The following is an 18,560-nucleotide window of genomic DNA, read 5'->3' on the forward strand; positions in this document are numbered from 1 at the left end:
ACAGCCATCAAATTATCTATGCCTAAATCTATCGCAGCTATCTTTTCATTAGGAGCTAAGAACTGTTCGGTTTTCTCATAAATTACCTCGATTACATAACAATCACATTTAGGAACTATTCTGACTTCTGCTATGCGCTCCTCTACTCTCGTCGGCAAGGCATTGAAGTACCTGATAGTTTGACTAACCCTTGCCTAAGACCTACTTTGCTTAGGGATTGAATCGTGTAAACTAAGATATTTCTTCCTTTTTTTGGCTCCTTATAGCCAGGAATTTTGGGTTTTCCTAGAAATTTATCGGGGTGACTTTTAAACTCCGATGAAGCGGCAAAAAATGATTTCCAGTTCCGGTCTAATCCTCTTAAAACTTGTTGGGAAACTTTAGCGGGTAAAGCTTGATACTGTTCTGTCTCTTTCATGAGAGAGGCCATCTGATTATAGGTCAAATAGCCATGACCATACATGAAGTTTTGTCGGATTAAATAATTGGCTGAGTTGTAGAGATTTTTAGACTGCCAAGATAAATTATCTATCTCAGCCCAAAATCGATGTCCTTTCTTGATAATGTGTCTTTCGGCTACTAACATTATTATTCGTTGTCTTTTAACTCAGCGTCGGGTTTTGAAGGGTTGTCATCCGTTGTGATAATTGTACCAGAAGGCAATTGATAGCCTGTTAAATTCCCTTGTTTCCACCACCTCCAAGCCGTTCGATAACTTATTCCTGTTTTTTTGCCTAGTCCGATAGTTTTGTCTGTACATATTACCATGAATGACTATATATGACCATATTTGTATTTAAACTTTACAATACCCCAGTTTCCGCTGCCGCTAATTTTACCGGCGGCTTTTAACCGATATTTTAGTTAAGTTTTGAGTTATTATTGAGCATTGGTTAGGGATTGACAACATTTCCCCTCGGGCTGCCGATTCTCCGACTCCCCCACTTAATTTTTACTTTTTACTGACTCGTACCATGTTAGACCTAAAGCAAATTAGAGAAAATCCAGAGGAAGTACAGAAACGCTTAGATAGTCGGGGAGGTAGTTATGATATTGCCCCTATTCTCCAGTTAAATCAACAACAGAAGGCTTTAGAGTTAGAACGCAGCAGTTTACAGGCCCGGGGTAACGAAATCGGTAAACTGGTAGGACAAAAAGTGAAAAGTGGCAGCGATGTCAACAGTCCCGAAATCTTGGCAATGAAAACAGAAGGAAACGAGATTAAAAGTAAACTAGCTCAATTAGAACCGCAGGAAAAAGAGATTAAAGCGGCCATTGACCAAAAAATCTTAGATTTACCCAATTTACCCAGTGAAACCACTCCCATCGGTAAGGATGAACGGGAAAATGTCGAAGTCAGACGCTGGGGAGAAGAATATAAACCCACCAACCCGAATATTTTGCCTCACTGGGAAATTGGGGAAAAATTGGGCATTTTAGACTTTGAACGGGCAGTAAAAATCGCCCAGAGTCGTTTTGTCAATCTTATCGCCCTCGGGGCAGCCCTAGAAAGAGCTTTAATTAATTTTATGCTCGATCGCCATATTGTCGCCGGTTATACAGAAGTTTTACCGCCAATTCTGATTAATAGTGACTCCCTGCGCGGGACGGGACAACTGCCGAAATTTGCGGAAGAAAGCTTTAAATGTCGAGATGATGAGCTTTGGTTAGCACCAACGGCAGAAGTACCCGTAACTAACCTCTATCGCGATGAAATCCTCTCATCGGAGCAATTACCGATCAAACACTGTGCCTATACCCCTTGTTTTCGTCGAGAAGCGGGCAGCTATGGCAAAGATACTAGGGGCTTGATCCGTTTGCATCAATTTAATAAGGTGGAAATGGTCAAAATCGTCCATCCTGACGCTTCTGCTCAGGAACACGAAAGTTTAGTCGCTAATGCGGAGGCAATCCTGCAAGCTTTACAGTTGCCCTATCGAGTGATTGAATTGTGTAGCGGTGACTTGGGTTTTGCGGCTGCTAAATGTTATGACTTAGAAGTGTGGCTGCCTTCGGCTAATACCTATCGGGAAATTTCCAGTTGTTCTAATTTTAGAGACTTTCAGGCACGACGGGCCAATATTCGCTTTAAAGAAAAAGGGCAAAAAGGCACTAATTTTGTCCACACCCTCAACGGTTCGGGATTAGCGATCGGTCGTACTATGGCTGCTGTCCTAGAAAATTATCAACAGGCAGACGGGACGGTAAAAGTGCCAGAAGTGCTGCAACCCTATCTAAAACGGGAAGTTATTTGTTAATTTTTCTAAAAATGCTTGACAAAATGTCTTTATAGTGCATTTGAAAGAATTGAGCTTAACCCCACTGTAGAATTGCCTGTTTTAAGGCTCCCTCAGGCAAATTGGCGGGATCAAAAGACTCACCCGCTTCTATTCTGGCTAAAGCTTCAAAAAAAGCCCTCACACCACTGGCCGGTCCGGATGGGTGGTCCATAATTCCGGTTCCCGCATTGAGGATAACATTACGTCCGTAATCCCCAAGGACCTGGGGAACAATACCTGGACGAATACCGGCCGAGGGAACCGGAAAAACGTTTCTATCGCGCAAAATATCGCGAATTTTGCCTTCCTCCTGGGGATCGAAGGGTAAACTACCGTAGGCGGCGGGATATAGCACCGCATCGGCTCCCGCGTGGGCCATCATCGTTCCCAAAACCACAGAATAGGCTAATCCCGTATCAGTACCGGCACACATCGCTCCGGCAAAGGCAGGATGGGCGAAAATAGGCACATCGATCGCTGGATCACTGGCTAAAGCTTCTAAAACGGAAAAACCGTAGGTAAGAACGTTTAATAACAGGGCATTAGCCCCATGTTTCACTAATAAACGGGCTTTTCTCTGCAATTCGTCCGCTTTTCCAGTGACATTGACCGCATAGAGAACATTTCTGCCGGTTTGCTGCCGCACTTCCTCCAAAACCCGGCGACAACAATCTAGGCGCTCGTGGGTGGGAGCCACGGGAAGATCCGCCATGATTTCATCATCTTTAATCACGTCTAAGCCAGCAAAAGCCACTTCTCGCAGGATATCGGCGTGATCTTGCGCCGATAGTCCTAAAGCGGGTTTAAAAATTGCCATGACTAGAGGTCGATCATAAACCCCCAAACGTTGCCTAATTCCTGTGATTCCCAGCTTGGCTTTCGTGCCGTAGCTTTCGGGGAGATACACCCCCACCACTTTTCCGGCTCCAGCCATGGAATATTTGCCGAAAATCATGGTTAAAAGACTGGCGATGTCATTTTCAACGTTTATCTGCGGAAAACGCACCCTAGCCACCTTATAACCGTCGGCTTCCTCCCTGATCCCCACCACTCCCCCTAGGTGTTGTTGCAGCTGCTCTTGACGATGACCGTGGCGCTCGCTCCAAGTGCCAGCGGTTTGACCGATAGCGATCGTTTTTGCCTGTTTTTCGGCATTAATAGCGGGAGGAAAGCGATAATCGACAATAATAGTCATAAAAGGTAAAAAAAGGGAGTGGGAATTATAAATTATAAATTATAAATTATGAATTATGAATTGGGGAGCTTTTTTTCAGTGATCAGTAAACAGTGAACAGTAATCAGTGAACTGAAAACCCACATCTGAATCACTGATAACTGGTAACTCTCCAGAAACTTAACTCAGGCTGAGGAAGCCTCAACCAGTTGAAAGCCAAGGGATTGCGCCTTTTTCGAGAGATTGTTGATGACCCGTTGACGATACTGTTGTTCGTAATAATCTGCTCCCAGATCTTGATCAGATTGTTTGGTCGTCCACAGACGATAAAAAATCCGCGCTATTTTATGTGCCGTAGCCGTAATCGCCTTGGCCGCACCAGCGCGGCGATAAAGACGACGATAAAAAGCCGCCGCCTTGGCATTGATGATGTTTAACTTCTGGTCACTACTTTGGGTTTTTGAAGACTTGTTTCGGGATTTGGTCATGGCTTTCTTGGCTCCGAGTTATGATCGGGGAAGTACCCTGGTTCTAGGAAGGGTTTTTTACTTGATTCTCGACCACGGGTTCACGAGTTAATCCTCGTCTCGCCCATTCTTTTTTCCTCTTTCCTAGCAACCTTTGCTGATAATCGGGTCTGATGACACCATTGTTACTCCGGTTTGAGTTCAGGATACTTCCAGATTTAGAATATCAGGGCTTGTCCCTAGTTTCTCTTTTTCTTTTTAGGGCGCTTTGCGTCCTTCAGGAGCTGATAACTGAATTGATTCTGAGGGAAACTTTAAACAGGAGTGACAACTGCTGTCAAAGCGGCAGTAACCGCGTCCATCGGTTGATTACCGTCGATATGGTTAAGAGTGCCTTTTTGACCGTAATAATCTAAAACGGGGGCAGTTTGGTCGATATAAACCTGTAGGCGACGGGAGATCGTTTCTTTAGTATCATCTTGACGACCGCGTTGCATGAGACGCTCAATTAAGACCGTATCTGGTACAGCCAAATTAACCACATAGGTGTAACTATCGGCCAATTCTTCCAGTAATGCGTCTAAAAAGCTCGCCTGTGCCACCGTGCGGGGAAAACCATCAAGAATCCAACCCTTAGCACTGTCAGGCTGTTTTAAACGTTCCTGAATTAAACCTAATAACAACTCATCGGGGACTAATTCCCCCTTTTCCACATAAGCTTGTGCTTGCTGACCAAGTTCTGTCTTCTCTGTAATTGCTTGACGTAAAATTTCACCGGTAGAAATATGGGGAATCGTCAGAGATTCCGCTAATTTTGCCGCTTGGGTTCCTTTTCCCGATCCGGGCGGTCCCAAAAATATCACACCGATCCGTTTGCTCATGGATTAAATATAGGGTTTTAAGGGAAAAAATAACCAGTAACCGCTAAAAGGTCACTGGCTGACTATCTAACTACTGTTTAATCATGCCCTCATAGCGTTGAGAGATGACATAGGTTTGAATTTGTTTCGCCGTATCGATCGCCACCCCCACCAGAATTAACAGGGAAGTTGCCCCCAAACCGCGAAAAGTGGTGACACCGGTGGCGCTTTCTACTACAGTCGGCACAGTAGCCACCAAACTTAAAAAGAGAGCGCCCAAAAGGGTGAGACGATTCAGCACCCCTTCCAGATAATTAGTAGTAGCGGTCCCCGGACGAATCCCCGGAATACTGGTCCCCATTTTTTTCAGGTTTTGGGACATATCCTTGGGGTTAACGATCAGGGAAGCGTAGAAGAAACTAAAACCGAGAATTAGTAAGCTATAAAAAGCCACATAACCCCAACTATCGGGACGCAGGGCATTAACCAACTGAACTAAAACCTGACCGACCGGGTTATCCGTGGGTAAAGCTTGCACCAATTGGAAAGGTAACACCAACACTGCCGAGGCGAAAATAATCGGCATCACGCCCCCTTGATTGAGTCGTAGGGGTAGATAACTGGTTCTTTCCCGATAGAGACGACGACCGACCTGACGACGGGCAGAAACAATCGGAATCCGACGGGTTCCTTCCTGAACAAAAACAATGCCGATAATCATCACCAAGAAAACCAGCAAGAGAATCACCACTTGAGCGATCGCTTGTCGGCCACCCTGTTGAGCAAAAGTAATCGTATCACCGAGGGTTTTCGGTAAAACAGCGACAATGTTGACAAAAATCAACAAAGATGCTCCATTTCCCAGACCGCGTTCTGTGATCAGTTCCGAAATCCACATCACGAACATAGAACCCGCCACTAAAGCGAGAACCGTAGCAGCGATCGAGGGTAAAGTTCCGGCCACAACGCCGTTAGCCACCAATAAACCGAGAGTAATACCGATGCTTTGAATAATTGCCCAACCAAAGGCAATATAACGGGTAATTTGGGCAATTTTTCGCCGTCCTGCTTCTCCTTCATTTTTCTGTAAATCTTCCAAAGAAGGAAGGGCAGCAGTGAGCAATTGCACAATAATCGAGGCGTTGATATAGGGAAGAATACCGAGGGCAAAAATCCCCAGTGTGGATAATCCTCCGCCAGTAAATAGGTCAAGGATTCCCAAAGCGGCGTTACCTTGAATAATTTCTGCTAATCTTGCCCGATCTAAACCGGGTATCGGTACAAACATCCCAAAACGGAGCAGAATCAGTAAACCCAATGTAATCAACAAGCGACCGCGTAAACCAGCCGCCTGTGCCATTTGCATAAACGTTTCCTGTGCCGTGGGAGCCTTATCACGACTAACGACCATTAACAGTTACCTCTAGTGCAGTTTTTTTATGGGAAAAAGTAATCGAGGGGGAAAACTTTCTCGATTTTTTTAAGATTTCCCCTGTGCTTCTTATGATATATCAATCTGGTCTTGGGGATTGGGTGTTAGGGTGTGGGGTGTTAGGGTGTGGGGAGAACAAAGCTGCCCTTGGCCTTTTGCCTCCTGTCTCCTAATCTCCTAATCTCCTAATCTCCTAATCTCCTAATCTCCTGTCTCCTAATCTCCTGGAAAATTCATATTTCTTCCCAAGTACCTTGAGCGGCGGTAATTTTCTCTTTGGCGCTATTGCTAAAAGCGGCGGCCTTCACCTTGAGGGGAACGGTAATTTCACCATCACCCAAAACTTTTAAAGGGCCGTCGTTGCTGGTAAGAATTTTAGCTTTTAGGAGACTTTCCAGGGTAACTTCCGTATTAGCGGGTAAAGAAGCCAATTTTCTCAGATTAACGATTGTGTATTGACGAGGGTTAACCAAAGGAAAATGCTTTAATTTGGGAACCCGACGATAGAGGGGCATTTGTCCCCCCTCAAAACCGGGACGAGTCCCCGTCCCAGAGCGAGATTTTTGTCCGCGCATTCCCAGACCGCAACTAGCGCCCTGGCCGGCCGAGATACCCCGTCCCACACGACGACGGCGTTTAGTTGACCCCGGTTGGGGGGCGATTTCGTGGAGTTTCATGGTGATTTCTTTAGGTGTACAAATGTTCTACAGATACGCCTCGATCCTTGGCCACTTCCGAGAAAGTGCGGAGAGTTTCCAGGGCGTTAACGGCGGCTCTAGCGTTATTGAGGGGGTTATCGCTACCGAGTTGTTTAGCGAGGATATTTTTCACCCCGGCTAATTCTAAAACGGTACGGACAGCACCCCCGGCAATAACCCCAGTCCCCGGAGCAGCCGGACGCATAATCACTTGAGCGCCACCGGAAGCCCCCCGGGTAAGGTGAGTGATAGAACTAGCCTTAGTTAAGGAGACTTCAATTAGTTGTTTTTTGCCATCGGCCACGCCTTTACGGACGGCCCCGATAACGTCCCCTGCTTTGCCGACTCCCACTCCCACCTGGCCGTTTTCATTACCGACCACGACGATGGCCCGGAAGCTGAGTTTTTTACCACCCTTAACCACTTTACTAACCCGGCGGATCTGGATGACCCGCTCTTGCCAAGTGGTTTCTTTTTCTTTTTCGCGGTTGCCTTTGCGACGTTTTGCCATAGTTTTATCAGTGTTGAAAGGATATTTTAGAAGTTTAAGCCGGCTGACCGAGCCGCTTCTGCTAAGGCTTTGACGCGACCGTGATAGAGATTGCCACCGCGATCAAAAACCACTTGTTCGATGCCTCTTTCTAGGGCCCGTTGGGCCACCAGTTTACCCACGGCAGCCGAGGCTTCTTGGGTAGCGGTGGATTCTAATTCCCCGCGCAAGGTTGCCTCTAGGGTAGAAGCGGCAGCGAGGGTGTGTTGGGCTACGTCGTCGATAATTTGGGCGTAGATGTGGTTATTAGAACGAAATACGGATAAACGCGGCCGTTCAGCAGTGCCATTAATTTTGCGACGCACACGCTGGTGACGACGACGGACTGATTCTTTGCGACTAAGTTTCATGGTTTATTTTTTACCTCCTTTACCGCCTTTAGCGCCTTTACCGCCAGCTTTACCAACTTTGCGACGGACAACTTCACCAAGATAGCGAATCCCTTTTCCTTTATAGGGTTCGGGGGGACGAACTTCGCGGATTTTAGCGGCAATGTTACCGACGGCTTCTTTGTCGATGCCACTGACGATAACTTGGGTGTTGTTTTCTACAGCGACGGAAACACCATCGGGCATCTCCATTTCCACCTGTTTACTGTAACCAACAGTAAGAACTAATTTACTACCCTGGGCCTGGGCGCGGTAGCCCACCCCTTGGATATCGAGGCGTTTTTGAAAGCCGGTAGCGACTCCTTCCACCATGTTGGCTACTAGAGTTCTACAGAGTCCGTGGCGTTCTCTGGCGGTACGGGAATCGTCTTGACGGGTAACGAGCAGAGTTTCGCCATCTTTATTGATGGCGACGGCGGTGGGTAGGGTTCTCTGGAGAGTTCCTTTGGGTCCTTTCACCGTCACGGTAGCACCATCGATATCGACGGTGACTTTATTGGGAATAGGAATCGGGCGTTTGCCAATACGAGACATAACAGTTATCAGTTATCAGTTATCAGTTATCAGGGAAGAGTTATCAGTGGGTCAGCTATCGGGTTTAAACTGGGAAAGGCTGACGGCTGATAGCTTATCCTTGTTTACCAGATGTAGCAAAGGACTTCGCCGCCAACGTTTTGTTTACGCGCTTCGCGATCGGTCATAATGCCTTTAGAGGTGGAAACAATGGCGATGCCAATGCCACCGAGGACGCGAGGTAAGTCTTTACTGTTGGAATAAACTCGCAGGCCCGGTTTACTGACTCTGGTGAGGGTAGTAATGATCGGTTGACGGTTTTTGCCTTTATATTTGAGGGAAAGAACTAATTGAGATTTAATCCCCTCACCCACTTCCTCAAAGTCAGCAATAAAGCCTTCGTCTTTGAGAACTTGAGCAATACTGCGCGTCATCCGCGTGGTGGGGATTTGAGTAGTGGTCTGCCGAACCGCGCAAGCGTTACGGATGCGGGTCAGCATATCCGAGATGGTATCGTTAGCAGACATGAATTACCTGTTTTTCTCCTAAATTGGGATCAACATCAGTGGTCAGTTATCAGTTATCAGTTATCAGTTATCAGTTATCAGATTTGAGTATTAAGTGAGTAGTATTAAATAGCAGTTTCCTGCTGTCTTTTCACTGAATCACTGTTTACTGTTGACTGTTCACTGTTTACTGTTTGCTGTTCACTGTTCACTTATTTACCGGTCACTGTTTACTTTTCTCTTGATTGATTTATCTAAAGGGCATTCCCATCTCTTTGAGGAGGGCGCGTCCTTCTTCGTCGGTTTTAGCGGTGGTGATGATTGAGATGTCCATCCCGCGAATTTGATCGATTTTGTCGTATTCAATTTCGGGGAAGATCAACTGTTCACGAATGCCTAAACTGTAGTTACCACGACCATCAAAACTGTTACCGCTGATACCGCGAAAGTCGCGAATGCGTGGTAAGGCCAGATTAATTAGACGGTCTAAAAAAGCGTACATTCGATCGCCGCGCAATGTCACCATGACACCCACGGGCATTCCTTCGCGAATTTTGAAGCCAGCGATCGCTTTTTTGGCCCTGGTCACTACCGGTTGTTGTCCGGTGATGGTGGACAGTTCCTCCTTGGAAGACTCCAAAGCTTTGGCGTTTTGTGAAGCTTCCCCAAGACCGCGGTTAACAGTAATTTTGATAACTTTAGGTACTTGGTGGATATTGGTATAACCAAATTGTTCTTTCAGTTTCGGAACAATGGTTTCTTGATAGGTGGTTTTTAGTTTTTGGCTCATAGTTTTGCTGCTTGCTTTTCCTGGGCTTGGTCAGGAACTAGAATTGATGGGAAACTAATCAATAATTTCGCCAGTTTTCTTCAGTATCCGCACTTTCCGACCGTCTTCGGTAAAGGTATAACCCACCCGACTGGCGATTTTTTTCTTCTCGGAATAGAGCATGACTTTGGAACTGTGAATCGGTGCTTCGTAGGTAACGATTTGACCCGATTCTCCTTCCTGTTGGGGTTTAGTATGTTTGGTGCGGATATTAACTCCCTTGACCACCACGGTACTTTCTTGGGGTAAAGCGCGTAAAATTTCGCCCACTTTGCCCTTATCGGAACCGGCGATTACTTGAACGACATCCCCTTTTTTAACGTGCATTTTTTGCCTTTGGGGTGGGGTTTGACTGTTTTTCTTACTCATTTTTTTTGACCTCAAAGTGTGAAAAGTTTTAGACTAGCCATCAGCCAATTGCCTTGGTACTTTTCACTTTGATCAGAGAACTTCTGGGGCTAAGGAAACAATTTTGGTGTAGTTTTTATCGCGCAATTCCCGAGCGACCGGACCAAAAACCCGCGTACCTTTGGGATTACCGTCATTATTAATAATCACGGCGGCGTTATCATCAAAACGGATGCTCATGCCACTATCGCGACGGACGGTTTGACGAGTCCGCACAATCACCGCCGTCACCACATCGGATTTTTTCACGGGCATATTGGGGATAGCGTCCTTAACCACGGCGATAATTTTGTCACCGATGCCACCGTAGGTACAGTTACCTGTTCCCAGCACCCGCAGACACATTAGTTTCCGCGCCCCGCTATTGTCAGCGACATTTAAGTAGGTTTGTTGTTGAATCACGGTTTTTACCTAGGTGAAATTTAATTATCGGTTAATATTTCCGCCACTTCCCAACGTTTGGTTTTACTGAGGGGGCGGGTTTCACGAATACGAACTCGATCGCCTTGTTTGGCTTGATTTTCTGCGTCGTGAGCTTTAAATTTCTGGGTTTTCACGACGATTTTGCCGTATTTAGGGTGAGGAGAGCGGTTTTCAATGGCTACCACTACGGTTTTATCCATTTTATCGCTGACTACTACCCCAACTCTTTCTTTAACTGCCATAGTGGGTTATGCCTCCGGGGTGGACTGGGCTAGTTGGCGCTCCCGTTCTACGGTCAATAATTGGCCAAGACGGTGGCGGGTGTGTTTGAATTCGTGGGTTTTTTCCAAGCGGCGGGTGGCCTGTTGCAAACGCAATTCAAACAGTTTCTTTTTGGCAGCGAGGATAGCAGCGGCGATTTCCTCATCGCTCATCTTCCTCACTTCGGCGATTTTCGGTAGAGCCATTAGACAAAATCCTCCTCGCGAGTGATAAATTTGGTCTTAATCGGTAATTTTTGGGCGGCTAGGCGCATTGCTTCCCGGGCCACGGGTTCGGCTACCCCAGCAATCTCAAACATAATGAAACCCGGTTTAACCACGGCCACCCAGAATTCGGGGGAACCTTTCCCGGAACCCATCCGAGTTTCTGCAGCCCGTTGGGTCACGGGTTTATCGGGAAAAACGCGGATCCAGATTTTGCCACCCCGACGAATATAACGAGTCATTGCCCGTCTGGCCGCTTCGATTTGACGGGAAGTAATCCAACAGGGTTCGGTGGCTTGCAGGGCGAAATCGCCGAAATTAATCGTATTTCCGCCGGTGGCCAGCCCGCGCATCCGTCCGCGCTGTTGTTTGCGGAATTTTGTTCTTTTGGGACTTAACATGAGCTATTTACCACTGATAAATATTAGGGATCAGCCCTCACTAGAGCGATCTTCAAACTGTTGACGGCGACGCTGTTGACGGCGCGGTGCTTGAGCGGGAACGGCGGCGGCAATTTCTTCTTGGCCGGGGATAATTTCGCCCTTAAATATCCAAACTTTCACGCCTAGAATCCCGTAGATGGTGCTGGCGGTTTTATAGGAGTAATCAATATCGGCGCGCAGGGTATGCAGGGGAACTCGTCCTTCCCGCACCCATTCGGTGCGAGCGATTTCCGCCCCGTTGAGACGACCGCTAACTTGAATTTTGATCCCTTTGACTTCGGCCCTTTGCGCCCGTTGGATGGCTTGCCGGACTACACGACGGAAGGAAACCCGTCTTTCTAGTTGTTGGGCGATGTATTCGGCGATCAGGTTGGCATCGGCATCAACGCGAGCCACCTCAATGACGTTAATGCGAATTTGACGCTGGCCACCGAGGGCTTTTTGTAAACCTAGGCGCAGCTGTTCGATTCCCGTGCCACCACGACCGACGACGACCCCTGGTCGGGCGGTGTGGATGGAGATATCTACTTGATCGGCCTTCCGTTCGATGCGAATATCGGCGATACCAGCATTAGCAAGGTTTTTTTCGACGTACTGACGAATGCGGCGATCTTCTTGCAGTAGTTCGGGGTAACGTTTTGCGTCGGCATACCAGCAAGATTTATGATCTTTGATAACGCCGAGACGAAAACCGAGGGGATGGATTTTTTGTCCCATTGTGTTTTTTTTAGTTAAGGTGATTAGTCTTCGTTGCTAGGAGCGACGGCGACGGTGATATGACAGGTGGGTTTGCGAATTTGGTAGGCGCGGCCTTGGGCCCGGGGTCGAAAACGTTTTAGGGTCGGGCCGCCATCGGCAAAGGCTTGGCTAACTACCAAAGTGGCGGGATCGAGTCCTTCGTTATTTTCGGCGTTGGCAACGGCGGAACGCAGGACTTTGAGAATCGGATCACAGGCCCGGTAGGGCATAAATTCGAGAATAATTAGGGCTTCCCGATAGGAGCGACCGCGGATCTGATCGAGTACCCGTCTGACTTTCAGGGGTGACATCCGAATATAGCGGGCGATCGCTTTGACTTCGTTAGAGGTATCGATGGTCATTTCAGTTATCAGTTATCAGTTAGGTAGGGTGGGTTAGGCGACGACAACTTATAAGACTTAGTTATTAATTTATCTAGTCGCCGTAACCCACCATCTCATAGTTAAGCTAAACGGCTTTTACTTCGGATCACCGATATAGACTCCAAAAGGGTTATAGCTATTGGATCATGCAGGTTAAGCGCCGTTTAGCTTATCTGAACGCTGACCGGGGGCTTGACGGTCTTAAGATTACCGCCCACCGGTCTATTTCCGTCCTGCTTTTTTGTCGCTCTTGGCGTGGCCGCGGAAGGTGCGGGTGGGAGCGAATTCACCGAGTTTATGACCGACCATCTGCTCGGAAACGTAGACGGGAACGTGCTGTTTGCCGTTGTGAACGGCGATCGTGTGACCGACCATATCGGGAATGATTGTCGAGGACCGGGACCAAGTTTTAATCACTTGTTTACTGCCCTGGGCGTTGAGTTTTTCGATTTTTTCCATCAGGTGGCCGGCGACAAATGGCCCCTTTTTCAGTGAACGACCCATAATTTTCAGTCAAAAGTAAAGTAATAATTTCTAACCCTGGGTACGACGGCGCACGATGAGATCGCTACTGCGTTTTTTCTTGTTGCGAGTTTTGCGGCCGAGGGCGGGTTTACCCCAGGGAGTCATCGGGCCGGAACGTCCGATCGGAGCGCGACCCTCTCCACCTCCGTGCGGGTGATCGACTGGGTTCATGACGCTACCCCGAACATGAGGTCTTTGACCGCGGTGACGGGTACGGCCGGCTTTACCGAGACTGATATTTCTCGCTTCGGCGTTACCGACTTTTCCGATGGTGGCGTAGCATTCACGCCGGATCATGCGGACTTCTTTGGAGGGGAGGCGGATGGTAACGTAATCGCCTTCTTTGGCTACCACTTGGGCGAAACCACCGGCAGCCCGCACCATTTGACCACCGCGACCGGGGACGAGTTCGATGTTATGAACTTCTGTCCCTAGGGGGATGCGACTTAAGGGTAGGGCATTACCGACCTCGAAGGGAGCGTTTTCTCCGGCGATGACGGTATCACCAACGCCTAAACCAGCGGGGGCGATGATGTAGCGTTTTTCCCCGTCTTTGTAGAAAAGCAGGGCAATGCGGGCGTTACGGTTAGGATCGTACTCGATCGCCGCTACTGTGGCCGGAATATCCCGTTTATCGCGACGAAAATCGATAATCCGGTAGAGGCGCTTATGGCCGCCGCCTCGGTGACGACTGGTAACGACACCGCGATTATTACGCCCCTGTTTGCTGTGTTTGTGATGAGTTAGGGACTTTTCCGGTTCGGTTTTGGTGATCTCCTTAAAGTCGGAGATGGCCGCCTGCCTTGTCCCGGGGGTTAAAGGTCTAAAAGAACGAATACCCATAGTTTAGTTTTCCGTTATCGGGTTTCTTGGTGGTTATACGTCGGGATAGAGGGCGATCGAGTCGCCTTCCGCTAGGGTCACGATGGCGCGTTTGTATTGGGGTTTGTAACCGAGGAAACGGCCGACGCGTTTTTTCTGACGAGAGGGGCGGCTGGTGTTTACTTTCGTTACTTTCACGTCAAACAACAATTCGATCGCCGCTTGAATTTCCGGCTTGGTCGCTTTCAAGGCGACATCGAAGACGTACTTATTTTGTTCTAGGAGCAGGGTGGCTTTCTCGGTGACGATCGGCTTTAGGATCAGATCGGCGAGTTGCCTGGCTTCAGTTTTAAGCACCATAGACCTCCTCAATTTTGGCTAGGGCTGCGGCGGTGGCGATAACTCGATCGGCTAGGATGACATCATAGACGTTGAGACTATCGGCGCGAATAATTTTGAGATTGCAGATATTACGTCCCGATAAATAGACATTTTCGGGAATTTCCGTCAAAATCAGCAGAATTTTTTCCTCTGGACTGGCTCCCCAGCGACTTAAGGCAGCGGTGAGTTCTTTGGTTTTGGGTTGGGAGAATTGTTCGGCGAAGCTTTCAACCACGATAAAGTTATCGGCCTGGCCGATCAAAGCGGTTCTCAGGGCTAATCTTTTCTCTTTGCGATTGACCTTAACTTCAAAATCTCTCGGTTTCGGTCCGAAGATGACACCGCCACCACGCCAGAGGGGAGAACGGATCGAACCGGCCCGGGCGCGACCGGTGCCTTTTTGCCGCCAGGGTTTGCGACCACCGCCGCGCACTTCCGAGCGGGTTTTGCTGGAGGCGTTACCTTGGCGGGCCGCCGCTAGATGGCTGACGACGACGCGGTGAATTAGGTGTTTGGCGGTTTCTGGTTTAGCGGTTTTCAGTTCCAGGGTGCCTGTTCCCGCTTCTTCCCCTTGCCAATTTTTGACTGTGTAGTTAACCATGGCTTTAATCTTTCCTTGCCCTATTTACCAAATTTCTTGGCGGGGGTGATGTTTAACAGGGTTCCTGGTTTGCCCGGGACGGCTCCTTTGATCAGGATCAGGTGGCGTTCGCTATCGATTTTGACCACGGACAATTTGCGGATGGTAACTTGGGTTGCTCCGTATTGTCCAGCCATTCTCTTACCCGGGAAGACGCGACCGGGGGTAGTACCGGCACCGGTGGAACCGGGGAGACGGTGGTTTTTGGAACCGTGGGTCATGTTACCGCGCTTGAAGTTATGGCGTTTTTGATAGCCGGAGAAACCCCGTCCGATGGTGGTTCCAGCCACATCGACTAAATCGCCTTCTTGGAAGATAGCGGCGGTAATTTCTTGGCCTAAAGTGTAAGCGGATGCGTCCTCGAGGCGGTATTCGATTAAATGCCGCAGGGGGGAGACACCGGCTTTGGCTAAATGACCGAGCAGCGGTTTGTTGAGGGCTTTTTCTTTGACGGTTTTGTATCCCACTTGGATGGATTCATAACCGTCGGTTTTTTTAGTTTTGACTTGGGTGACGGGACAAGGACCTGCTTGAACGACGGTGACGGGAATGGCGACTCCCGTTTTGTTGTCGAAGATTTGGGTCATGCCCAGTTTTGTACCGAGGATACCGATAGACACGGATTGTTCTCTTTATCTTTACTAGACGACAATCAAAAATAACGTGGCCGTGGCTATAGGAGCGGGAAAGATTTTTCCCACTTTATCAGCCTGCCCAACTTGAATGACTTTTTTCGAGTTATTTAAGCTGGCATCCCGTTAAATTCGTAAGTAAGACTAGACAGGTTTGCTGGTTCTGCCTAGATTGTTGCTGGTCTTTGTTTCTTCGGGACTTAAAGGGTTTATCTTCAGTATCCCGGCGAAGACCGAGCGACCAAGGCGGTTCTGCTTGGCAGTGCCTTCAGCACCACCTAACACCGATTTTGGCCACGATCAAACATTATATAATATTTGTGCCTTTTTAGGCAAGAGGTTTTTTTAGTCACCGGAAATGATCATATCTAGTCTGGTCAAATTATTTGTACCGTTCGGCGGTCTTCAGCAGCGATGAAGGGGGAATAAATAATCAGTTTTTAATAACCGGATTTAGGATCAGAATATTTTCAGGCTTGGCGGTGCCAACTTTGGCATCGGGACTGCCCCCTGCCTTTGTTATCTTAATGGTGAGGTACAAAGTTTTTGTTTGGGGGAATCGGTCGTTGGTGGTCGATATCAAATTAGGTTACACTGCTTGATGGGAATTGCCTTCAATGGGGGGGGGATGACAGCATTGTACTATCATCCCTTGTTTGGAGGTTAAATCGCTTCGAGATCTTTTTCGCCGGTACGGATGCGGACGATCTGTTCCACGGGGGAGATGAAGATTTTACCGTCTCCGATTTCACCGGTACGGGCTGCCGAAATCAGCTTATCGACGACCATATCGACTTGCTTATCTTCGACGACGATCTCGATCTTGAGTTTTTGGAGAAATTCGACGGTGTACTCGGAACCGCGATAACGTTCCGATTGACCTTTCTGACGACCGAAACCTCTAACTTCGGAGACGGTCATCCCGACAATGCCCGCATTAACTAGGGCGATTTTCACCTCTTCAAGTTTAAAGGGTCGGATAATCGCTTCTACTTTCTTCAAAATATCTATCTCCTCGTTGCGTGACGATACTTTACTTTCTTGGTAAATTACCTGTTAATTCTAAACTCGGAATCCCAAGAATAGTGCTTAAAGTCATAATTTCTTCAATTATTGTCCTTGGCCACAGTCTTCTGCGGTGAAAAATTTCTGGGTGGGAAATAGCCCACCCGAAGCCATAAATAAACCAACTAGAGAGATAATCCCAACTGAAGACCGAAAACACCGTGAACTAGCAGTAAAATCAGGGCAATACTGCCGATATAGGCGTGAATAGTCTGGAAAAGTTCTTTTTTCCCGCCAGCGAAGCCAGTGAGGGACAATAATCCATTGAAAGCTAATAAACCGATTGCGACCGATCCTGTCCAGAAATGGCTGCTTTCGAGGATTGGATGTTTCTGCATGACTAGGGATAAAATACCGCCAGTGTAACCGAGAGCGATAAATAAAAACAGCCAGGGGGCGAGTTTGCGGTGATCAGCCCGATTTTTGGCCACTACTTCCCCATCTTTGCTTAAACGGCTTTGCCAACCGGCATAGGCAGTATAACTACCCATAACTAAAACCACGATCCCCATCATGACTGGATGTCCCCAATGAACGATCGGTTCGGGAGTTCCGAGACCGCGAAAGGCAGCGGCGATCGGCTCTAGCGCATCACTTAAACTTTGATTCATGTTTGTTACCTAACTTTACAAAACCCTCTCGCCTAAGATTTTAGCCGATCTCTGGCCTAGAAAAACTGCGGTTAGCCGAAAAAATGTCAAGCCTTCGCTAAATTTCTTAACATTTCAGCTAGAGATTAGCGGAGAAATATAGAATAAAGTCAGGGGAGACTAGGGATCCCCACGGGGATTAGCCCCTAGGAGGGAGTTATGACTTATCTGCTCAAAGATCGGCGATCAGCAGGGAGACTATTAGCTAGTTACTTGACAGAATATACCAATAGTGCTGGGGTGCTAGTTTTGGCTTTGCCCCGGGGTGGGGTTCCGATCGCCTTTGAAATTGCCCAAAGGTTACATTTACCGCTAGATCTGTGTTTAGTGCGAAAATTAGGTGTACCGGAGCGCAAAGAGTTAGCTTTTGGGGCGATCGGTCAAAATGGTGTGCGGGTAATCAATGAAAGTATCGTTGACGACTTGCACCTATCGGAGGCGATGATGGAACGGGTAGCAAAGGAAGAAATGATCGAATTAGAGCGACGCGATCGCTTGTATCGAGGGGAGCGACCCTTTCCGGCCCTGACGGGAAAAACGATTATTCTAGTAGATGATGGGATCGCTACGGGAGCAACGATTAAAGCGGCGATTCTGACCCTGAAAGCTAGAAACCCCGCTGCTATTATTATTGCTGTTCCTATTGCCCCTGTGGAAGTCTGTGAGCAATTAGAAAAATTAGTCGATCGAGTAATTTGCCTACATAAACCCTACGAATTGAGATCGATTTCTCTTTGGTACGAAGATTTTTCCCAAACCAGCGATGAGGAAGTGCAAACACTTTTAGCCACCGTCGATAGTTCTTTGATTCAAGTTTAGGGAATTAGGAAGTGGGGGAGTGGGGTAGTGGGGTAGTGGGGAGAATAAATAACAGCAATCTCCTGAATTCAGAAGTCAGAATTGAGACTTACGAAGTCTAACTTCTGACTTCTACGGCATCGGTATCAACGGCATTGGTTGGGGAAGAAACCTCGGTTTGATTCTTGACTCCTCCCGGACGGCGATTGCGATAATCAAGAACTAATCGCGATAATTCCGTGGTTAAAAGGGTGAGGACAATACCATCATCGATCCAACCAATAATCGGGAAAACGTCAGGAGAAATATCGAGGGGGCTAAACAGATAAACCATAGTTCCCAGAATGATAATCCAACGATATTGGGGGTGAGTGATTTTGCTGCTGTACCAGTTGTAAAAAGATTCAACAATCGGTTTCATTAATTTGTCCTCGTTGACGGCGATAATTTAATTTTGTCAGGTTGTCCCC

Annotated in this window: 28 protein-coding genes; 2 read left to right on the forward strand and 26 right to left on the reverse strand. The window is 47.8% G+C overall.

All coding sequences use genetic code 11. The features are described from left to right. Nucleotides 1-142: 142 nt before the first annotated feature. Nucleotides 143-586 (reverse strand): transposase, encoded by a 444-nt coding sequence (locus tag H6G48_RS08950; RefSeq protein WP_190721149.1) that lies wholly within the window; start codon nucleotides 584-586, stop codon nucleotides 143-145. A 388-nt stretch (nucleotides 587-974) separates the two neighbouring features. On the opposite strand from H6G48_RS08950, the gene serS reads away from it, so the two are divergent. Beyond that, nucleotides 975-2,258 carry a serine--tRNA ligase gene (gene serS, locus H6G48_RS08955; protein ID WP_190721152.1) on the forward strand — a complete coding sequence of 428 codons (1,284 nt, stop codon included), beginning with the start codon at nucleotides 975-977 and terminating at the stop codon, nucleotides 2,256-2,258. Between the two features lie 55 nt (nucleotides 2,259-2,313). Here serS and H6G48_RS08960 read toward each other — a convergent pair whose 3' ends face one another. The 24 genes from H6G48_RS08960 to H6G48_RS09075 all read right to left on the reverse strand — a co-directional run bounded on the left by H6G48_RS08960 (nucleotide 2,314) and on the right by H6G48_RS09075 (nucleotide 17,253). Beyond that, nucleotides 2,314-3,474, reverse strand: a complete 1,161-nt coding sequence (locus H6G48_RS08960; protein ID WP_190721155.1) for a 2,3-diketo-5-methylthiopentyl-1-phosphate enolase — start codon at nucleotides 3,472-3,474, stop codon at nucleotides 2,314-2,316. Between the two features lie 164 nt (nucleotides 3,475-3,638). Next, nucleotides 3,639-3,941 (reverse strand): hypothetical protein, encoded by a 303-nt coding sequence (locus H6G48_RS08965; RefSeq protein WP_190721158.1) that lies wholly within the window; start codon nucleotides 3,939-3,941, stop codon nucleotides 3,639-3,641. Nucleotides 3,942-4,234: 293 nt separating this feature from the next. After that, a complete protein-coding gene (locus H6G48_RS08970) occupies nucleotides 4,235-4,801 on the reverse strand; it encodes an adenylate kinase (RefSeq protein ID WP_190721161.1) in 567 nt (188 codons plus the stop codon). 70 nt (nucleotides 4,802-4,871) lie between these two features. After that, nucleotides 4,872-6,191 carry a preprotein translocase subunit SecY gene (gene secY / locus H6G48_RS08975; RefSeq protein ID WP_190721164.1) on the reverse strand — a complete coding sequence of 440 codons (1,320 nt, stop codon included), beginning with the start codon at nucleotides 6,189-6,191 and terminating at the stop codon, nucleotides 4,872-4,874. A 254-nt stretch (nucleotides 6,192-6,445) separates the two neighbouring features. Next, entirely contained in the window at nucleotides 6,446-6,889 is a 444-nt protein-coding gene (gene rplO / locus H6G48_RS08980; protein WP_002796421.1) for a 50S ribosomal protein L15, read from the reverse strand. A gap of 10 nt (nucleotides 6,890-6,899) precedes the next feature. Next, on the reverse strand, nucleotides 6,900-7,421 hold the full coding sequence (rpsE, locus tag H6G48_RS08985; RefSeq protein ID WP_002746611.1) for a 30S ribosomal protein S5: 522 nt from the start codon (nucleotides 7,419-7,421) through the stop codon (nucleotides 6,900-6,902). 26 nt (nucleotides 7,422-7,447) lie between these two features. Then, nucleotides 7,448-7,810 carry a 50S ribosomal protein L18 gene (gene rplR / locus H6G48_RS08990; RefSeq protein ID WP_002746610.1) on the reverse strand — a complete coding sequence of 121 codons (363 nt, stop codon included), beginning with the start codon at nucleotides 7,808-7,810 and terminating at the stop codon, nucleotides 7,448-7,450. Between the two features lie 3 nt (nucleotides 7,811-7,813). Further along, entirely contained in the window at nucleotides 7,814-8,383 is a 570-nt protein-coding gene (rplF, locus tag H6G48_RS08995; RefSeq protein WP_190721166.1) for a 50S ribosomal protein L6, read from the reverse strand. A 104-nt stretch (nucleotides 8,384-8,487) separates the two neighbouring features. Next, entirely contained in the window at nucleotides 8,488-8,889 is a 402-nt protein-coding gene (gene rpsH, locus H6G48_RS09000) for a 30S ribosomal protein S8 (protein ID WP_002734721.1), read from the reverse strand. Nucleotides 8,890-9,118: 229 nt separating this feature from the next. Next, a complete protein-coding gene (gene rplE / locus H6G48_RS09005) occupies nucleotides 9,119-9,658 on the reverse strand; it encodes a 50S ribosomal protein L5 (RefSeq protein WP_002801925.1) in 540 nt (179 codons plus the stop codon). 54 nt (nucleotides 9,659-9,712) lie between these two features. Next, entirely contained in the window at nucleotides 9,713-10,066 is a 354-nt protein-coding gene (rplX, locus tag H6G48_RS09010) for a 50S ribosomal protein L24 (RefSeq protein ID WP_008197248.1), read from the reverse strand. A 72-nt stretch (nucleotides 10,067-10,138) separates the two neighbouring features. After that, nucleotides 10,139-10,507: a 50S ribosomal protein L14 gene (rplN, locus tag H6G48_RS09015; protein WP_002732358.1), complete on the reverse strand. Its 369-nt coding sequence runs from the start codon at nucleotides 10,505-10,507 to the stop codon at nucleotides 10,139-10,141. Nucleotides 10,508-10,527: 20 nt separating this feature from the next. Then, complete coding sequence (rpsQ, locus tag H6G48_RS09020; RefSeq protein WP_002796423.1) at nucleotides 10,528-10,770, reverse strand: 30S ribosomal protein S17; 243 nt, start codon at nucleotides 10,768-10,770, stop codon at nucleotides 10,528-10,530. 6 nt (nucleotides 10,771-10,776) lie between these two features. After that, nucleotides 10,777-10,995, reverse strand: coding sequence for a 50S ribosomal protein L29 (rpmC, locus tag H6G48_RS09025; RefSeq protein WP_012267966.1), 219 nt, complete (start codon nucleotides 10,993-10,995; stop codon nucleotides 10,777-10,779). Continuing rightward, a complete protein-coding gene (gene rplP / locus H6G48_RS09030) occupies nucleotides 10,995-11,414 on the reverse strand; it encodes a 50S ribosomal protein L16 (RefSeq protein ID WP_002734310.1) in 420 nt (139 codons plus the stop codon). The genes rpmC and rplP overlap by 1 nt, the downstream gene beginning before the upstream one ends. A gap of 30 nt (nucleotides 11,415-11,444) precedes the next feature. After that, nucleotides 11,445-12,173 (reverse strand): 30S ribosomal protein S3, encoded by a 729-nt coding sequence (gene rpsC, locus H6G48_RS09035; RefSeq protein WP_002796425.1) that lies wholly within the window; start codon nucleotides 12,171-12,173, stop codon nucleotides 11,445-11,447. Between the two features lie 23 nt (nucleotides 12,174-12,196). After that, nucleotides 12,197-12,556 carry a 50S ribosomal protein L22 gene (gene rplV / locus H6G48_RS09040; protein ID WP_150978028.1) on the reverse strand — a complete coding sequence of 120 codons (360 nt, stop codon included), beginning with the start codon at nucleotides 12,554-12,556 and terminating at the stop codon, nucleotides 12,197-12,199. 243 nt (nucleotides 12,557-12,799) lie between these two features. After that, nucleotides 12,800-13,081 (reverse strand): 30S ribosomal protein S19, encoded by a 282-nt coding sequence (gene rpsS, locus H6G48_RS09045; protein WP_002732809.1) that lies wholly within the window; start codon nucleotides 13,079-13,081, stop codon nucleotides 12,800-12,802. Between the two features lie 30 nt (nucleotides 13,082-13,111). Beyond that, nucleotides 13,112-13,945 (reverse strand): 50S ribosomal protein L2, encoded by an 834-nt coding sequence (gene rplB, locus H6G48_RS09050; protein WP_190721170.1) that lies wholly within the window; start codon nucleotides 13,943-13,945, stop codon nucleotides 13,112-13,114. Nucleotides 13,946-13,978: 33 nt separating this feature from the next. Further along, on the reverse strand, nucleotides 13,979-14,284 hold the full coding sequence (locus H6G48_RS09055; RefSeq protein WP_002746599.1) for a 50S ribosomal protein L23: 306 nt from the start codon (nucleotides 14,282-14,284) through the stop codon (nucleotides 13,979-13,981). Beyond that, a complete protein-coding gene (rplD, locus tag H6G48_RS09060) occupies nucleotides 14,274-14,906 on the reverse strand; it encodes a 50S ribosomal protein L4 (protein ID WP_158200256.1) in 633 nt (210 codons plus the stop codon). The genes H6G48_RS09055 and rplD overlap by 11 nt, the downstream gene beginning before the upstream one ends. Nucleotides 14,907-14,926: 20 nt before the next feature. After that, nucleotides 14,927-15,565, reverse strand: a complete 639-nt coding sequence (rplC, locus tag H6G48_RS09065; protein ID WP_190721173.1) for a 50S ribosomal protein L3 — start codon at nucleotides 15,563-15,565, stop codon at nucleotides 14,927-14,929. A gap of 675 nt (nucleotides 15,566-16,240) precedes the next feature. Further along, nucleotides 16,241-16,579 (reverse strand): P-II family nitrogen regulator, encoded by a 339-nt coding sequence (locus H6G48_RS09070; RefSeq protein WP_002787863.1) that lies wholly within the window; start codon nucleotides 16,577-16,579, stop codon nucleotides 16,241-16,243. A 188-nt stretch (nucleotides 16,580-16,767) separates the two neighbouring features. Next, the gene (locus tag H6G48_RS09075) at nucleotides 16,768-17,253 is read right to left on the reverse strand and encodes a DUF4079 domain-containing protein (RefSeq protein WP_190721174.1); all 486 of its coding nucleotides are present in this window, start codon (nucleotides 17,251-17,253) and stop codon (nucleotides 16,768-16,770) included. Nucleotides 17,254-17,451: 198 nt separating this feature from the next. Between H6G48_RS09075 and H6G48_RS09080 the strand changes: the two genes are divergently transcribed. Continuing rightward, complete coding sequence (locus tag H6G48_RS09080; protein WP_190721175.1) at nucleotides 17,452-18,111, forward strand: phosphoribosyltransferase; 660 nt, start codon at nucleotides 17,452-17,454, stop codon at nucleotides 18,109-18,111. 97 nt (nucleotides 18,112-18,208) lie between these two features. Here the strand turns inward: H6G48_RS09080 and H6G48_RS09085 are convergent, their stop codons facing one another. Next, on the reverse strand, nucleotides 18,209-18,511 hold the full coding sequence (locus tag H6G48_RS09085; protein ID WP_190721176.1) for a YkvA family protein: 303 nt from the start codon (nucleotides 18,509-18,511) through the stop codon (nucleotides 18,209-18,211). Nucleotides 18,512-18,560 lie beyond the last annotated feature (49 nt).

Origin of the sequence: Microcystis flos-aquae FACHB-1344 (assembly GCF_014698375.1) — a bacterium.
Classification (GTDB): domain Bacteria; phylum Cyanobacteriota; class Cyanobacteriia; order Cyanobacteriales; family Microcystaceae; genus Microcystis; species Microcystis aeruginosa.

Bases quoted from the DNA above. Each gene is read 5' to 3' on its own strand.
- H6G48_RS09080 (WP_190721175.1), top strand. From the start codon at position 17,452: ATGACTTATCTGCTCAAAGATCGGCGATCAGCAGGGAGACTATTAGCT.
- H6G48_RS09075 (WP_190721174.1), bottom strand. From the start codon at position 17,253: ATGAATCAAAGTTTAAGTGATGCGCTAGAGCCGATCGCCGCTGCCTTT.
- rpmC (WP_012267966.1), bottom strand. From the start codon at position 10,995: ATGGCTCTACCGAAAATCGCCGAAGTGAGGAAGATGAGCGATGAGGAA.
- rpsS (WP_002732809.1), bottom strand. From the start codon at position 13,081: ATGGGTCGTTCACTGAAAAAGGGGCCATTTGTCGCCGGCCACCTGATG.
- rplX (WP_008197248.1), bottom strand. From the start codon at position 10,066: ATGAGTAAGAAAAACAGTCAAACCCCACCCCAAAGGCAAAAAATGCAC.
- serS (WP_190721152.1), top strand. From the start codon at position 975: ATGTTAGACCTAAAGCAAATTAGAGAAAATCCAGAGGAAGTACAGAAA.
- rplV (WP_150978028.1), bottom strand. From the start codon at position 12,556: ATGACCATCGATACCTCTAACGAAGTCAAAGCGATCGCCCGCTATATT.
- rplR (WP_002746610.1), bottom strand. From the start codon at position 7,810: ATGAAACTTAGTCGCAAAGAATCAGTCCGTCGTCGTCACCAGCGTGTG.
- rpsQ (WP_002796423.1), bottom strand. From the start codon at position 10,770: ATGGCAGTTAAAGAAAGAGTTGGGGTAGTAGTCAGCGATAAAATGGAT.
- rpsE (WP_002746611.1), bottom strand. From the start codon at position 7,421: ATGGCAAAACGTCGCAAAGGCAACCGCGAAAAAGAAAAAGAAACCACT.
- H6G48_RS09085 (WP_190721176.1), bottom strand. From the start codon at position 18,511: ATGAAACCGATTGTTGAATCTTTTTACAACTGGTACAGCAGCAAAATC.
- rpsH (WP_002734721.1), bottom strand. From the start codon at position 8,889: ATGTCTGCTAACGATACCATCTCGGATATGCTGACCCGCATCCGTAAC.
- rplD (WP_158200256.1), bottom strand. From the start codon at position 14,906: ATGGTTAACTACACAGTCAAAAATTGGCAAGGGGAAGAAGCGGGAACA.
- rplP (WP_002734310.1), bottom strand. From the start codon at position 11,414: ATGTTAAGTCCCAAAAGAACAAAATTCCGCAAACAACAGCGCGGACGG.
- rplO (WP_002796421.1), bottom strand. From the start codon at position 6,889: ATGAAACTCCACGAAATCGCCCCCCAACCGGGGTCAACTAAACGCCGT.
- H6G48_RS09055 (WP_002746599.1), bottom strand. From the start codon at position 14,284: ATGGTGCTTAAAACTGAAGCCAGGCAACTCGCCGATCTGATCCTAAAG.
- H6G48_RS08970 (WP_190721161.1), bottom strand. From the start codon at position 4,801: ATGAGCAAACGGATCGGTGTGATATTTTTGGGACCGCCCGGATCGGGA.
- rplB (WP_190721170.1), bottom strand. From the start codon at position 13,945: ATGGGTATTCGTTCTTTTAGACCTTTAACCCCCGGGACAAGGCAGGCG.
- H6G48_RS08960 (WP_190721155.1), bottom strand. From the start codon at position 3,474: ATGACTATTATTGTCGATTATCGCTTTCCTCCCGCTATTAATGCCGAA.
- H6G48_RS08950 (WP_190721149.1), bottom strand. From the start codon at position 586: ATGTTAGTAGCCGAAAGACACATTATCAAGAAAGGACATCGATTTTGG.
- secY (WP_190721164.1), bottom strand. From the start codon at position 6,191: ATGGTCGTTAGTCGTGATAAGGCTCCCACGGCACAGGAAACGTTTATG.
- rpsC (WP_002796425.1), bottom strand. From the start codon at position 12,173: ATGGGACAAAAAATCCATCCCCTCGGTTTTCGTCTCGGCGTTATCAAA.
- rplF (WP_190721166.1), bottom strand. From the start codon at position 8,383: ATGTCTCGTATTGGCAAACGCCCGATTCCTATTCCCAATAAAGTCACC.
- H6G48_RS08965 (WP_190721158.1), bottom strand. From the start codon at position 3,941: ATGACCAAATCCCGAAACAAGTCTTCAAAAACCCAAAGTAGTGACCAG.
- rplE (WP_002801925.1), bottom strand. From the start codon at position 9,658: ATGAGCCAAAAACTAAAAACCACCTATCAAGAAACCATTGTTCCGAAA.